The sequence below is a fragment of the Pseudomonas sp. NFACC05-1 genome, from assembly GCF_900100135.1.
GTDB lineage: Bacteria > Pseudomonadota > Gammaproteobacteria > Pseudomonadales > Pseudomonadaceae > Aquipseudomonas > Aquipseudomonas fluorescens_Q.
Genome location: NZ_FMTR01000018.1, coordinates 37,590 through 51,531 on the forward strand (window position 1 = coordinate 37,590; position 13,942 = coordinate 51,531).

Sequence of the window (13,942 nt, forward strand, 5' to 3'; positions counted from 1 at the left end):
GGCTTCGCCACCCAGCGGGAGCAAGCTCCCTCGCCACGGGAATGAGGTTTGCCGTGGGAGAGGTGTCCGGCCTTTGGACCCTAGTAAACCCAAACCTCCACCCGCCGATTCCTGATCCTTCCTTCATCTTCACTATTGGCCGCCACCGGCATCAGCGCGCCGAAGCCGCGCACTTCCCGCAAGGTCACGCCGTACTTGACCAGTTCACGTCGAACCGCCATGGCCCGCAGTTTGGACAGAAGATCCGCCCGCGCCGGGTCGTCCTTGGCGTCGCCGAAACCCACCAGCGTCACGCGGCGCTCGGTCTTGCCGTGTTTCTGGATGTAGTCGAGCACCCGGCCCAGGTCCTGGTGGGCCTTGTTGTCGAGACTGGCGCTGCCTTCTTCAAAGCGGAAATTCACCGTCAGGCGCTGGGCATGGCGGCTCAGGGCCTGGTAACCCTCGGGCATCAATGCATTGGGTGTGACGGCCATGGCCTGGACGGTTTGGGCGATGAACCCGTTGGCCGCGACGATGGCCTGGCCTTTGTCACTTTGGGTGAACTCGACCAGTGCCGTGGCCCAGGGGTTGGTTTCCCGGGGAGGTAAATAGAAGAACAGCCGGCGGGACAGGGGGTAGTCCTCGGTGGCGATCAGGTTGTTCAACGGCAACATGGGTTGGGAATCACCGTCGGCAATCGCCAAGGCTTTGGCCTGGCGTACGTAAGGCAAACCGATGAAACCGATGCCTTGCGGGTCTTGGCTGACGGCGTCGGACAATTGTTCGCTGGATTCGAAGCGTCGCGCTGTGGGATCCAGCCGCTTACCGTGTCGGCCAAGCACCAATTCCTTGAAGGTATCGTAGGTGCCAGATTGTTCATCCCGGGCATACAGATGAATCGGCCCGCCAACGCCGCCCACCGCTTCCCAGATCTTCGCCTCGCCGCTGAATATTCGTGCCAGTTGCACGGTGTCGAGCTGACGCAACGGGTTTTGCGGATGAAGGATAATCGCCAGTCCATCGATGGCGATGACCTGCTCGGCCGTGGGACTTTTCAGATCGCCGAGGGACGATAATTCCTTCCGTTCGCTGTCCTTGATCGGCCGGGAAGAGGCCGCCAGGTCGGCGCTGGCCTGCTTGAGGGCGGCGAAACCGGTGCTCGAACCATGGGCCGCGATGTCGACTTCCACCCGTCGGCCATCGGCGGTCAGGCCGACGATGCGCTGCTCGTTGTCGCGCCCGGTGATTTCGCTGCTGACCCTGAGCAGGCCCTGATCTTCCATCAAACCTCTGACCAAAGCCGGCCCCAGCGCCGCGCCGATGGTATTGGAGCCTTGGAGGCGCAAGGCTGGGCCCTGTTCGGGAATGGGCAAATGGCCGGCCCATGCCAAGAACGGCAGCCAGAGGCCCATGAAAACCACAACACACAGCCGCATGCCGGCACCTTCTGAACCTGAGGAAGTGCCGGAAGATTAAGTCAGTCAGGTTACTGAAAGGTGACAGGGGTGCGACGGAGTACCCAAATACAATGTGGGAGCGAGCTTGCTCGCGATGACGGCGGCACATTCAAGACCAATGTGACGGCTGGACCGCTATCGCGAGCAAGCTCCACAGGGGACTCGATCAGCTCAACTGCAACCAGATCGGCGCATGGTCCGACGGTTTTTCCATGCCCCGCAGTTCGTAGTCCACGCCGGCATCCTTGACCCGTGGCAGCAGGCCGTGGGAGGTGAGGATCAGGTCGATGCGCAGGCCGCGCTTGGGCTCGTCCTCGAAACCGCGGCTGCGGTAGTCGAACCAGCTGAAGCGGTCGGTGACGTCCGGGTTCAGGTGGCGGAAGCTGTCCACCAGGCCCCAGTTCTTCAGGCGCGCCATCCATTCACGTTCTTCCGGCAGGAAGCTGCATTTGCCGGTTTTCAGCCAGCGCTTCATGTTGTCCGGGCCGATGCCGATGTCGCAGTCTTCCGGGGAAATGTTCACGTCACCCATCACCACCACCGGCTGATCGTTGCTGAAGCGGCTTTCCAGCAGTTGCTGCAAATCGCTGTAGAAACGTTCCTTGGCCGGGAATTTGGTCGGGTGGTCGCGGCTTTCACCTTGTGGGAAATAACCATTCATGATGGTCACCGGCACGCCGTTAGCATCGGCGAAGGTGCCCCAGATGAAGCGCCGCTGGGCGTCCTCGTCGTCGCCCTCGAAGCCCTTGTACAGGCTCAGTGGCGCCTGGCGGGAGAGCAGGGCGACGCCGTAATGACCCTTTTGCCCGTGGTAATGCACGTGGTAGCCCAGGGCCTGCACCTCGGCCAGGGGAAATTGTTCGTCGTGGACCTTGGTTTCCTGCAGCCCGATCACGTCCGGCTGGTGCTTCTCGATCAGCGCCGCCAACTGATGGGGACGGGCGCGCAGCCCGTTGATGTTGAAGGAGACGATCTTCATGGTCGGCTGTCCTGGCAAAACTGCGATGCTAGCTGACATGTGGGAAGGGAGCCAGCGTGGCAGTAGGACAAATGCGCTGCTAATGTCCTTTGCATGTAGGAACGATCACGACCCTATCGGGTTCGTACTCAATAAGAGCAGGGCCTCACCGAGCCTCGCCCCAGGAGATCCAACGCCATGCCCGAAACCGCCACCGCCATCGCCGACATCCATATGCTCGACAGTGGTTATTCCCGTGAAGCCCGTTCGTTGCTGTATCAGGCCTATCGCCACGAGCCGACCTTCAGCTACCTGTTCGAATCCGAGCGTCCCGGTTATGAACAGCGGGTACGGGCCACGGTGCGTGAGCTGGTCAAGCAGCATTTTCTCCAGGATTTGCCGGCCATCGGCTTGCTGGTCAACGACCGCCTGATTGGCATCGCCCTGATCGCTCCGCCGCAGCGGCGCCTGGGCATCACCGAAAGCTGGGCCTGGCGCCTGCGCATGGTCCTGAGTACTGGTTTTCGCTGCACGCGGCGCTACCTGGAATACCACGCGGCGGTGCTGGCCTGCCTGCCGTCGGATGCGGTCCATGTATTGCCTCTGCTAGGTGTGCATCCCCAGTTCCAGGGCAAGCATTTCGGTGAACAGTTGCTCGAGGCGGTGCATAACTGGTGTGCGGTGGACGAGCATTCCCAGGGCGTGGTGCTGGACACCGGCAACCCACGTTACCTTGAGTTTTATAAACGCCAGGGTTATGAGGAAATCGGCGAAGTGGCGGTAGGACCGATCCGCGAGCATGTGTTCTTCCACGCCAACCCGCAGGTTCTGCAAAGCGCAACGGCATAGTCGGCCGAACTTTTGCGAAATGTCCGGCTCTATCAAGCACCTACGCTCGTGATAGCATCCGCGCCATGAACCTCCCAGGAAGAATGACCAGTGGCGCGCTCTTGCTGTCCCTCAGCTGCGTGGCGCTGGCAAACAGTGAATTGGAAGTACGGGTCAAGCCGTCCAACGATGAACTCAAGGCCAACGTAGAAGGTTACATCGGCGGTGTGGGTGATCGTGACGAGGAGGCCTTGCTGCGCTTCAGCCGTGGTGCCGAGGAGCAGGCGCGCAAAGCCGCCCAGGCGCTGGGCTACTACCAGCCGCAGATCGACAGTGAGGTCAAGGGCGGCAAGGACCCACGACTGGTGCTGACCATCGACCCCGGCGAGCCTGTGCATTTGCGCAACGTCACCGTGCGCATTGATGGCCCGGCGGCATCGCTCAAAGCCTTTCGCGTACCCAGCAACGCCGCCCTCAAGCCCGGCGCGGTGCTCAACCATGGTCGCTACGAAGACGCCAAGCGAATCATCCAGAACCAGGCTTCGCGTTATGGTTTTTTCAGTGGGCGCTTCACTCGGCAGAAGCTGTTGGTTGACCCCCAGGCGGGCATCGCCGACATCGAACTGATTTACGACAGCGGCCCGCGCTATGCCTTGGGCCCGGTGAGTTTTGAGGGCGACACGCCGTTCGACGAAGACCTGCTGCAGCGCATGGTGCCGTTCAAGGCCGGCACGGCGTACGACTCCGAACTCATTGCAGAGCTCAACCAGGCCCTGCAATCGAGCGGTTATTTCGAAGGTGTCCGGGTGGATGCCGCACCGACGACGGCCACCGACAACGTGATCCCGGTGGCGGTCAAGCTTGATACGCGCAAGCCGCGCACCATGGGCCTGGGCCTGGGGTTTTCCACCGATGTCGGCCCACGGGTCAAAGCCAACTGGACGCGCCACTGGGTCAATCCCCAGGGCCACAGTTATGGCTGGGAAGCGGAAGTGTCGGCGCCCCGGCAGAACGTCGGCTTGTGGTACGACGTGCCGCTGGATCCGCCGCTGACTGACAAGATACGTTACGCCGGCGGTTATCAATATGAAGAACTGGCCGGCACCGACAGCCTCAGCAAACTGCTCACCGTGGGCCCGGAATGGCACAGCAAGTTGCCCAGCGGCTGGCAGCGGGTGGTGTCGCTCAAGTGGCAGCGCGAGGAATATCGCCTCGGCGACGATGCGGGCCTGAGCACATTGCTGATGCCGGGCCTCAGCTATTCCTACCTGCGCAGCGACAACCGCATCGATCCACATAACGGTTACCGCTTGCAGTTCGACACCAAGGTCGCCAAGGAAGGGCTCGGCTCGGACAACAATCTTTTATATGGCACCGCCATGGTCAAGGGCCTGACCACGGTATTCGACAAGCATCGCTTGCTGGCGCGGGCGCAGATCGGCGGCAGCGCCACCAATGGCTACAAATCCATCCCGCCATCCCTGCGCTTTTTTGCCGGTGGCGACCAGAGCGTACGGGGTTACGACTACCAGAGCCTGTCGCCGGAAAACTCCGAAGGCGACCGTATCGGTGGTCGCTACATGGTCGCCGGCAGCCTCGAGTATCAATATTCCATCGCGGAAAAATGGCGAGTGGCGACGTTCATCGACCAGGGCAACTCTTTTAACAGCCTGGAACTGCCAAGCCTCAAGACCGGCGTGGGCGTCGGCGTGCGCTGGGTTTCGCCGGTGGGGCCGATCCGCCTCGACCTGGCCCATGCGATGGACGACGACGGCGGCATCCGCTTGCACTTTTCCATGGGGCCTGAGCTGTGACGCGTGGTTTGAAGATAACGCTGCTGGCGCTCGCCGGGGTGCTGGTGGCGGTCGTGCTGGCCTTGAGCGTTGTGCTGGGCACCGCATTCGGCAGCCGTTGGGCCCTTGGCCTGGTGCCGGGGCTGACCGTGGAGAACTTCCAGGGCCGGCTGGGCGGGCAGTGGAGCGCCGATCATGTGCTGTGGCAGCAGGACGCCAGTCGGGTGGAGGTGGATCGGCTGATATTCGCCTGGTCGCCGCTGTGCCTGGCGCGCATGACCCTGTGCATCGAACAGCTCAAGGCCGACCAGGTCGCCTTGCAATTGCCTGCCTCTGCCGATGAACCGAGCAGCGGCCCGATCAGCTTGCCGGACCTGGATTTGCCGCTCGCCATCGAACTGGGCGATGTGCAGGTCGGCAGCCTGTCGTTCAACGGCAGCGAGCAGCTCAAAGGGCTGCAATTGGTTGCCCATTGGACCGCCGAGGGCATGCAGATCGATTCGGTGCAATTGCAGCGCGATGAACTGAGCCTGAAACTCTCCGGCCTGCTGAAACCGGGAGGCGACTGGCCGTTGAGCGCCGAGGGCCGGTTGACCTTGCCGGCGCCGGGCACCATGCCCTGGGCGCTGGACCTGAAAGTCGACGGCAACCTGCTCAAGACCCTCAACCTCAAGGCCGACAGCAGCGGTTACCTGCAAGGCCAGTTGAGCGGTGAACTGCAACCGCTGGCGGACAACCTGCCCGCCAAGGTGCGCATCAGCGCCGACGGCTTCAAGGCCAGTGCCGATCTGCCGGACACGTTGGTGCTCAATCAGCTGGAATTGACCGGCGAAGGCGATCTGAAAAACGGCTATCAACTGCTCGGCAAAGCGACGCTGCCCGCCGAAAAAGGGTCGGTGGCGTTGTTGCTGCAAGGCACGGTGGACGCCAATGGCGCGCAGATCGCCGGCCTGGATCTGGATGCCGGCGCTCAGCAAAGCCTGAAACTCAGCGGCCAACTGGACTGGCGCGAAGGTCTGCGCGCCGAAGCGAAGGTTGCCTGGCTGGATTTTCCCTGGCATCGCCTCTATCCGCTGATCGATGAGCCACAGGTGACGTTGCGCAGCTTTGACGGCGAAGTCTCTTACACCGATGGCCAATACCTGGGCAACTTCCAGGCCGCGTTGGACGGACCCGCCGGGGCCTTCAGCCTGGGCGGCCCGTTCAGCGGCGACCTGACGCAAATCCATTTGCCGCAGCTCAAGCTCGCGGCGGGGCAGGGCAAGGCCGAAGGGCACCTGAGCCTGCAATTTGCCGATGGCATTGCCTGGGACACGGCGCTGCAACTGTCGGCCATCAACCCGGCGTATTGGCTTGGCGAACTGCCCGGGACCCTGGCCGGGCCATTGCGCAGCAAAGGGACGATGAAGAACGACCGCCTCGATCTTGACGCGGACCTGGACCTCAAGGGCAAACTGCGCGGCCAGCCAGCGGTGCTCCAGGCCAAGGCCAGCGGCGCTGGCGAGCAGTGGACGCTCAGCGCGCTGGACATTCGCCTGGGGGATAACCGCATCAACGGCAGTGCCAGCCTGCAAGAGAAACTGACCGGCCAGATCGACATCAAGCTCGCACGCCTGGCTCAACTCTGGCCGCAATTGCGCGGTCAAGTCGTTGGCCGTGTCGACGTGGCCGGCACGCTCAAGGCCCCCCAAGGCAAGCTCGGCCTGCAAGGCACGCAACTGGCCTTCCAGGACAACCGCCTGCAAAGCCTGAACCTGGACGCGACCCTCGACAGCGCCCAGCGTGGCAAGCTCGACCTCAAGGCCAGCGGCATCCGCGTCGGCGAAACGTCGCTGGGCGTGCTGACGGTCAGCGGCCAGGGCGATATCAAACAACAGAAGCTCAACCTGGACCTGCAAGGGCCGCAGCTCGACACGACCCTGGCCCTCGATGGCGCGCTCGACCAGGGCAACTGGCGCGGGCGCCTGGCCAGCGGCGACGTGCAGGCCGGCGGCCAAGCCTGGCGCCTGCAAGCTCCGGCGAAACTGGAGCGCCTGGCCGATGGCACGCTCAACGTCGGCGCTCATTGCTGGCGTTCCTTTGATGCCAGCCTGTGCGGTGAAGACCAGCGGCTGATGCCGGAGCCGAAGCTGCGCTATCACCTCAAGCAATTCCCCATCGAAAGCCTGGCCCAGTGGATGCCCAAGGATTTTGCCTGGCAGGGCCGGCTCAACGCGGACCTGCAATTGGACCTGCCGGCCAGCGGCCCGAACGGCCGGGTCCTGGTGGACGCCAGCGGCGGTACTTTACGGATTCGGGACAAGGAGGGCGATAAGGCGCAATGGCTGGACTTCCCGTACCAGACCCTCACGCTCAACAGCCGCCTGACCCCCAAGCGCATCGACACCGACCTGAATTTCGCCGGCGCCAGGCTCGGCGAACTGATGCTCCAGGCACAAATCAACCCCATGCTCGCCAGCAAACCCATCAGCGGCTCGTTCCGCCTGACCGGCCTGGACCTGTCCGTGGCCCGGCCATTCGTGCCGATGGTGGAAACCCTCACCGGTCATCTGAACGGCAGCGGGACCTTGTCCGGTGGTTTGCTCGCGCCCCAGGTCAACGGCAACCTGGTGCTCAGCGACGGCGAAGTGTCTGGCCCGGAACTGCCGGTCAGCCTCGAAGCCTTGCAGATGCGGGCAACGATTACCGGCGAAGCGGTGCAGCTCAATGGCAATTGGAAAAGCGGCAAGAGCGGGCAGGGCAGCCTGAACGGCAACATCGGCTGGGGCGACGCCCTGACCATGAACCTGGCCCTCAAGGGCTCGCAACTGCCGGTCACCGTCGAGCCTTATGCGGTGCTCGACGTGGCGCCCGACCTCAACATCACCCTGCACGGTGAGCAGCTTGCCATTGTCGGTAAGGTCCTGGTGCCCAAAGGCGAGATCACCATTCGCGAACTGCCGCCGTCCACCGTCAAGGTGTCGGATGACACGGTGATCGTCGGCCACCAGATCGAAGAGGGCAAGGCACCGCTGGCCATGGCGATGGACATCGACGTGATCGTCGGCCAGGACAAACTCGCGTTCTCGGGATTCGGCCTGACCGCCAACGTGCAGGGCCAGGTTCACATTGGCGACAACATGGACACCCGCGGTGAGCTCTGGCTCAACGACGGTCGTTATCGGGCCTACGGGCAACGGCTGACGGTGCGACGGGCGCGGTTGCTGTTCGCCGGGCCCATCGACCAGCCCTACCTGGACATCGAAGCGATCCGCCAGACCGACGACGTGATCGCCGGCATCCGCTTGAGCGGCAGCGCCGAGCAACCGACCACGCAAATCTTCTCGGAACCGGCCATGAGCCAGGAGCAGGCATTGTCCTACTTGGTGCTGGGCCGGCCACTGAGCACCACCGGCGAGGACAACAACATGCTCGCCCAGGCGGCGTTGGGCCTGGGGTTGATGGGCAGCTCGGGCGTGACCACCAGCCTGGCCAATAACCTGGGGATCGAGGATTTCCAGCTCGACACCCAGGGCAGCGGCAATGCCACCAGCGTGGTCGCCAGCGGCAACCTGTCGGAAAAACTCAGCCTGCGCTACGGCGTTGGCGTGTTCGAACCGGCCAACACCATCGCCCTGCGCTACAAGCTCAGCAAGAAGGTCTACCTCGAAGCCGCAAGCGGCGTCGCCAGCTCGCTGGACATCTTCTACAAGCGCGATTTCTAACCTTTCCCCAACCCCCTGTGGGAGCGAGCTTGCTCGCGATAGCGGTATGACATTCAACACCTTCGTTGATTGACACACCGCTATCGCGAGCAAGCTGCTCCCACATTTGTCTTCCCACAGGTTCATCTGCGTTTTGGCTGTTAGTGCGTAGCAAGCTAACTATTTGTTTGACATTCGCTGCCTAAGCAGTAATATCTCGACATACATTCACTGCCTAGGCAGCAAACGGTGGTCAGATGAAGCATTTCACTCCAGACAACTTTCACAATTGCCATCTCGGCATGCTGCTCGGCCGTACCGCGCTGCTCAAGGACCGGATCATCGACACTCATATGGAACCCGTCGGCATCACCGCCGCGCAGTTCAAGGTGTTGATCATCATGGCCCAGTACGGCATCGAGACGCCGGCCGAGCTGTGTCGCTACCTGTCCCTGGACAGCGGCTCGATGACGCGGATGCTCGATCGCCTGGAACAGAAAGGTTTCCTGGCCCGTGAACGCTCCGCCCAGGACCGCCGGCAAGTGCGCCTGGTGCTGACCGAAGCCGGCCAGGCCCTTGCCGATCGCCTGCCGTTTATCGGTGCCGAGGCCATGAACCAGTTGGCCAGCGCCATCAGCCCCGAGGAGCTGCAAACCCTCGAACAGATCCTCAAGAAAATTCTGCTCGCCGCCGGTGACCCCATCACCGTGTCGCGAATGGGGGAAAAATGAAGTGTAAAACCTTGCGTACCCGATTAAGCCTGGTGGTCTTGGCCATGAGCCTGGCGGGCTGTGCCAGCTACAGCGGCCTGAAGACCGAAGGCGTCAGCCTGGAGGCCCAGAGCCTCAAGGCCGGGCAATCCCTGAACGGTGTCACGCTGTCGCAGGCCGCGTGGCCGAAAAGCGATTGGTGGAAGAGCCTCGGCGACCCGCAACTCGACGGCCTGATCCGTGAAGCCCTGCGCGATAGCCCGGACATGCAGATCGCCAGCGCCCGGGTGCATCAGGCCAGTGCCGCGGCCTATGCTGCCAACGCGGCGCGCCTGCCGACTCTCGATGCCAGCGGCGGCGCCAGCCGTTCGCGCCTGTCCCGTGACCAGGACCCGCAAGGGCAGGGCGGGGCGTACAGCACCCTGCGCACGTTAGGTGTGGACTTCAATTACAACTTCGACCTCTGGGGTGGCCAGCGTGCCGCCTGGGAAGCCGCCCTCGGCCAGGCCCGCGCCGCCGAGATCGATCGCCAGGCCGCGCAACTGACCCTGGCCGCCGACGTGGCCCGGGCCTACAGCGACCTGGGCCAGGCCCACATTATTTATGACCTGGCCTCCGAGGACCTCAAGCGCACCCGGCAGATGCTCGACCTGGGCAAGCGCCGCCTCACTGCCGGGATCGACAGCGAATATCAGTTCCAACAGACCGAAAGCCTGGAAGCCAGCGCCGACGCCACCCTGATCGACGCAGAGAAACGCCTGCAAAGCGCCAAGATCGCCCTGGCGGTGTTGCTGGGCAAAGGTCCGGACCGCGGCCATGAAATCCCCCGGCCCAACGTGCTGCAAGCCAGCGCGGTCGCCTTGCCGTCGAACCTGCCGGCCGAGTTGCTGGGGCGTCGTCCGGACCTGGTCGCGGCACGCTGGCGGGTAGAGGCGGCGAGCAAGAACATCGAGGCCGGCAAGACCAACTTCTACCCCAATCTCAACTTGAGCGCAGCCGCCGGAACCCGGTCGTTGCTGGGCGATGCGATGTTCGGTTCGGCCAGCCGCTTCTTCAATGTGGGGCCGACGGTGTCGCTGCCGATCTTTGATGGCGGCCGCTTGCGGGCGGACCTGGATGCCCGGGACGCCGATTACGACCTGGCGGTGGCGCAATACAACAAGAGCCTGGTCACGGCCCTTGGGGATGTCAGCGACACCATCAACCAATTGCGTGACATCGCTCGCCAGATCGGTGCCCAGCAACATGCCACCGATATCGCACAGAGCTCCTACGACACGGTGGTCCAGCGCTACGGCTCGGGCATCGGGAATTACCTGGACGTGCTGAGCATCGAGCAGCAATTGCTCCAGGCCCAGCGCCAACTGGCGAACCTGAATGCCGAGCAGATCGACTTGTCGATCCAACTGATGCAGGCCCTGGGTGGCGGTTTCGAGGCCCAGACCCTGGCGGCGGCCACCCCGGCCGCTACCACGCCAAATAACTGATTCGAGGTACTTGTCATGGCGACTGCCGAAACGACTCAATCCGAACATGCGCAAGACGGCAATCCACGCAAGCGCAAGGTCATGCTGCTGACACTGACGCTGCTGGTCATTCTTTCGGGCCTGGGCGTCTGGGCCTGGCACGAACTGTATGGTCGCTGGAGCGAAAGCACTGACGATGCCTATGTGAACGGCAACGTGGTGGAAATCACGCCGCTGGTCACCGGCACCGTGGTGAGCATCGGGGCCGACGACGGCGACCTGGTGCGTGAGGGCCAGGTGCTGGTGCAGTTCGACCCGAACGACGCCGAAGTCGGGCTGCAAAGTGCCCAGGCCAACCTGGCACGGACCGTGCGCCAGGTGCGTGGCTTGTACAGCAACGTCGATGGCATGCGCGCGCAGGTCAATGCGCAAGAGGCCGAAGTGCAGAAGGCCCAGGAAAACTACAGCCGACGCAAGAACCTGGCGGCCGGCGGGGCGATTTCCAAGGAGGAACTGTCTCACGCCCGGGATGACCTGACCTCGGCGCAGAACGCCTTGGCCAATGCCCGGCAACAGCTCAAGACCACCAGCGCCTTGGTCGACGATACCGTGGTGTCGTCTCATCCCGACGTGCAGTCCGCCGCCGCGCAGTTGCGCCAGGCCTTCCTGGCCAACGCCCGCAGTACTTTGATCGCACCCGTCACCGGTTACGTCGCCAAGCGCACCGTGCAACTCGGCCAACGGGTGCAGCCGGGCACGGCGTTGATGGCGGTGATCCCGCTGGATCAGCTGTGGATCGACGCCAACTTCAAGGAAACCCAACTGCGCGACATGCGCATCGGCCAGCCGGTGGAGATCGAAGCCGACCTGTACGGCAGCGATGTGAAGTACAGCGGCACCATCGACAGCCTTGGCGCCGGGACCGGCAGCGCGTTTGCCTTGCTACCGGCGCAGAACGCCACCGGTAACTGGATCAAGATCGTCCAGCGGGTGCCGGTGCGCATTCACATCAATGCCCAGGAACTGGCCAAGCATCCGCTGCGCATTGGCCTGTCGACCCTGGTCAACGTCGACCTGCACGACCAGAGCGGCCCGGTACTGGCCCAACAACCACCGCAGAAAGCCTCGTTCAGCACCCAGGTCTACGATCAGCAACTGACCGATGCCGACGCGATGATCGCGCGCCTGATCCACGACAACAGTGCGGCTGCGAGCAAGACCGCGCAGCGCTAGCCAGTCATGGCATGAACCTGTGGGAGCGAGCTTGCTCCGGGCGGCTCGCTCCCACACCACCACAGTTCATTCAAGGTAACCACTGAATCTGTGGCGAGGGAGCTTGCTCCCGCTTGAGTGCGAAGCGCTCACAAAAAGGGCTGCTGCGCAGCCAACGGGAGCAAGCTCCCTCGCCACGGTGGTTCAAGCGACCTTGATGAACGGCAGTGTGTTCCCACAGGTTCTGTGCCTTGCCCCGAACGATTTCGCCACCTTCGTTTCATAGGATTTCGCAATGAGCAATAACGCGTCTTTCACGCCGCCCAGCCTGTTGCTCAGCACCATCGGGCTGTCGCTGGCGACGTTCATGCAAGTGCTCGACACCACCATTGCCAACGTCGCCTTGCCGACTATTTCCGGCAACCTGGGCGTTAGCTCGGAGCAGGGCACCTGGGTGATCACCTCGTTCGCGGTGAGCAACGCCATTGCCTTGCCGCTTACTGGCTGGCTGAGCCGGCGGTTTGGCGAGGTGAAGCTGTTTTTGTGGGCGACGATGCTGTTCGTGCTCGCGTCGTTCTTGTGTGGTATTTCCACCTCGATGCCGGAGCTGATTGGCTTTCGCGTACTTCAGGGGCTGGTGGCCGGGCCGTTGTACCCGATGACCCAGACCCTGCTGATTGCCGTGTACCCGCCGGCCAGGCGCGGCATGGCCCTGGCGTTGCTGGCGATGGTCACGGTGGTGGCGCCGATTGCCGGGCCGATCCTCGGCGGTTGGATCACCGACAGCTACAGCTGGCCGTGGATCTTCTTCATCAACGTGCCCATCGGCGTCTTCGCCGCGCTCGTGGTGCAACAGCAGCTCAAGGCGCGACCGGTGGTCACCAGCCATCAACCGATGGATTACGTGGGCTTGATCACGTTGATCATCGGCGTCGGCGCGCTCCAGGTGATTCTCGACAAAGGCAATGACCTGGACTGGTTCGAATCGAACTTCATCATCATCGGTGCGCTGATTTCGATCATTGCCCTGGCGGTGTTTGTGATCTGGGAAATGACCGACCGCCACCCGGTGGTCAATCTCCGCCTGTTCGCCTACCGCAACTTTCGCATCGGCACCATCGTGCTGGTGGGGGGGTATGCCGGATTCTTCGGCATCAACCTGATCCTGCCGCAGTGGTTGCAGACCCAGATGGGCTACACCGCCACCTGGGCCGGGCTGGCGGTGGCCCCCATCGGCATCCTGCCGGTGCTGATGTCGCCCTTCGTCGGCAAGTACGCCCACCGGTTCGACCTGCGCGTATTGGCCGGGCTGGCGTTCCTGGCCATCGGCCTGAGCTGCTTCATGCGCGCCGGGTTCACCAACGAGGTGGATTTCCAGCACATTGCGATGGTGCAGTTGTTCATGGGCATCGGCGTGGCACTGTTCTTCATGCCGACCCTGAGCATCCTGATGTCGGACTTGCCGCCGCACCAGATCGCCGACGGCGCGGGCCTGGCGACGTTCTTGCGGACCTTGGGCGGCAGCTTTGCCGCGTCCTTGACCACCTGGATCTGGATCCGCCGGGCCGACCTGCACCATGCCTACCTGAGCGAAAGCATCAGCACCTTCGAGCCGGCCACCCGCGAGGCACTCAACCAGCTTGGCGGCGCGAGCACACCGGCTTATGCCCGGCTTGACCAGGTCCTTACCAGCCAGGCATACATGCTTTCCACCGTGGATTACTTCACGCTGTTGGGCTGGGCGTTCATGGGCTTGATCGTGCTGGTGTGGCTGGCGAAGCCGCCGTTTGCGGCGAAGGCTGGGCCGGCTTCGGCGGGGCATTGATCACGAAGTGAAGTGCAGTGTGTGGGCATGC

9 protein-coding genes are annotated in these 13,942 nt (G+C 63.0%); 7 read left to right on the forward strand and 2 right to left on the reverse strand.

From position 1 onward, the window contains the following. Nucleotides 1-80: 80 nt before the first annotated feature. The gene (locus BLO97_RS22365) at nucleotides 81-1,415 is read right to left on the reverse strand and encodes a substrate-binding domain-containing protein (RefSeq protein ID WP_092348241.1); all 1,335 of its coding nucleotides are present in this window, start codon (nucleotides 1,413-1,415) and stop codon (nucleotides 81-83) included. Between the two features lie 187 nt (nucleotides 1,416-1,602). Then, nucleotides 1,603-2,415 (reverse strand): exodeoxyribonuclease III, encoded by an 813-nt coding sequence (gene xthA, locus BLO97_RS22370; RefSeq protein ID WP_003203684.1) that lies wholly within the window; start codon nucleotides 2,413-2,415, stop codon nucleotides 1,603-1,605. Between the two features lie 177 nt (nucleotides 2,416-2,592). On the opposite strand from xthA, the gene BLO97_RS22375 reads away from it, so the two are divergent. From BLO97_RS22375 to BLO97_RS22405, 7 genes are all read left to right on the forward strand, one after another. Further along, nucleotides 2,593-3,243 (forward strand): GNAT family N-acetyltransferase, encoded by a 651-nt coding sequence (locus tag BLO97_RS22375; protein WP_003203682.1) that lies wholly within the window; start codon nucleotides 2,593-2,595, stop codon nucleotides 3,241-3,243. Between the two features lie 65 nt (nucleotides 3,244-3,308). Then, nucleotides 3,309-5,036, forward strand: a complete 1,728-nt coding sequence (locus BLO97_RS22380; RefSeq protein WP_092348244.1) for an autotransporter assembly complex protein TamA — start codon at nucleotides 3,309-3,311, stop codon at nucleotides 5,034-5,036. After that, the gene (locus BLO97_RS22385) at nucleotides 5,033-8,719 is read left to right on the forward strand and encodes a translocation/assembly module TamB domain-containing protein (protein WP_092348247.1); all 3,687 of its coding nucleotides are present in this window, start codon (nucleotides 5,033-5,035) and stop codon (nucleotides 8,717-8,719) included. Before BLO97_RS22380 ends, BLO97_RS22385 begins: the two co-directional genes overlap by 4 nt. Nucleotides 8,720-8,955: 236 nt before the next feature. After that, nucleotides 8,956-9,429 carry a MarR family winged helix-turn-helix transcriptional regulator gene (locus BLO97_RS22390; RefSeq protein ID WP_058546840.1) on the forward strand — a complete coding sequence of 158 codons (474 nt, stop codon included), beginning with the start codon at nucleotides 8,956-8,958 and terminating at the stop codon, nucleotides 9,427-9,429. Beyond that, nucleotides 9,426-10,895 (forward strand): efflux transporter outer membrane subunit, encoded by a 1,470-nt coding sequence (locus tag BLO97_RS22395; protein WP_092144357.1) that lies wholly within the window; start codon nucleotides 9,426-9,428, stop codon nucleotides 10,893-10,895. The genes BLO97_RS22390 and BLO97_RS22395 overlap by 4 nt, the downstream gene beginning before the upstream one ends. A 15-nt stretch (nucleotides 10,896-10,910) precedes the next feature. Further along, the gene (locus BLO97_RS22400) at nucleotides 10,911-12,107 is read left to right on the forward strand and encodes an HlyD/EmrA/EmrK family protein (RefSeq protein WP_072339768.1); all 1,197 of its coding nucleotides are present in this window, start codon (nucleotides 10,911-10,913) and stop codon (nucleotides 12,105-12,107) included. A 274-nt stretch (nucleotides 12,108-12,381) separates the two neighbouring features. Further along, nucleotides 12,382-13,911: a DHA2 family efflux MFS transporter permease subunit gene (locus BLO97_RS22405; protein WP_092144359.1), complete on the forward strand. Its 1,530-nt coding sequence runs from the start codon at nucleotides 12,382-12,384 to the stop codon at nucleotides 13,909-13,911. Nucleotides 13,912-13,942 lie beyond the last annotated feature (31 nt).

Excerpts from the sequence above, each read along its gene's own strand:
- BLO97_RS22400 (WP_072339768.1), top strand. The coding sequence starts at position 10,911 with ATGGCGACTGCCGAAACGACTCAATCCGAACATGCGCAAGACGGCAAT.
- BLO97_RS22390 (WP_058546840.1), top strand. The coding sequence starts at position 8,956 with ATGAAGCATTTCACTCCAGACAACTTTCACAATTGCCATCTCGGCATG.
- BLO97_RS22395 (WP_092144357.1), top strand. The coding sequence starts at position 9,426 with ATGAAGTGTAAAACCTTGCGTACCCGATTAAGCCTGGTGGTCTTGGCC.
- BLO97_RS22365 (WP_092348241.1), bottom strand. The coding sequence starts at position 1,415 with ATGCGGCTGTGTGTTGTGGTTTTCATGGGCCTCTGGCTGCCGTTCTTG.
- BLO97_RS22380 (WP_092348244.1), top strand. The coding sequence starts at position 3,309 with ATGAACCTCCCAGGAAGAATGACCAGTGGCGCGCTCTTGCTGTCCCTC.
- BLO97_RS22405 (WP_092144359.1), top strand. The coding sequence starts at position 12,382 with ATGAGCAATAACGCGTCTTTCACGCCGCCCAGCCTGTTGCTCAGCACC.
- BLO97_RS22375 (WP_003203682.1), top strand. The coding sequence starts at position 2,593 with ATGCCCGAAACCGCCACCGCCATCGCCGACATCCATATGCTCGACAGT.
- xthA (WP_003203684.1), bottom strand. The coding sequence starts at position 2,415 with ATGAAGATCGTCTCCTTCAACATCAACGGGCTGCGCGCCCGTCCCCAT.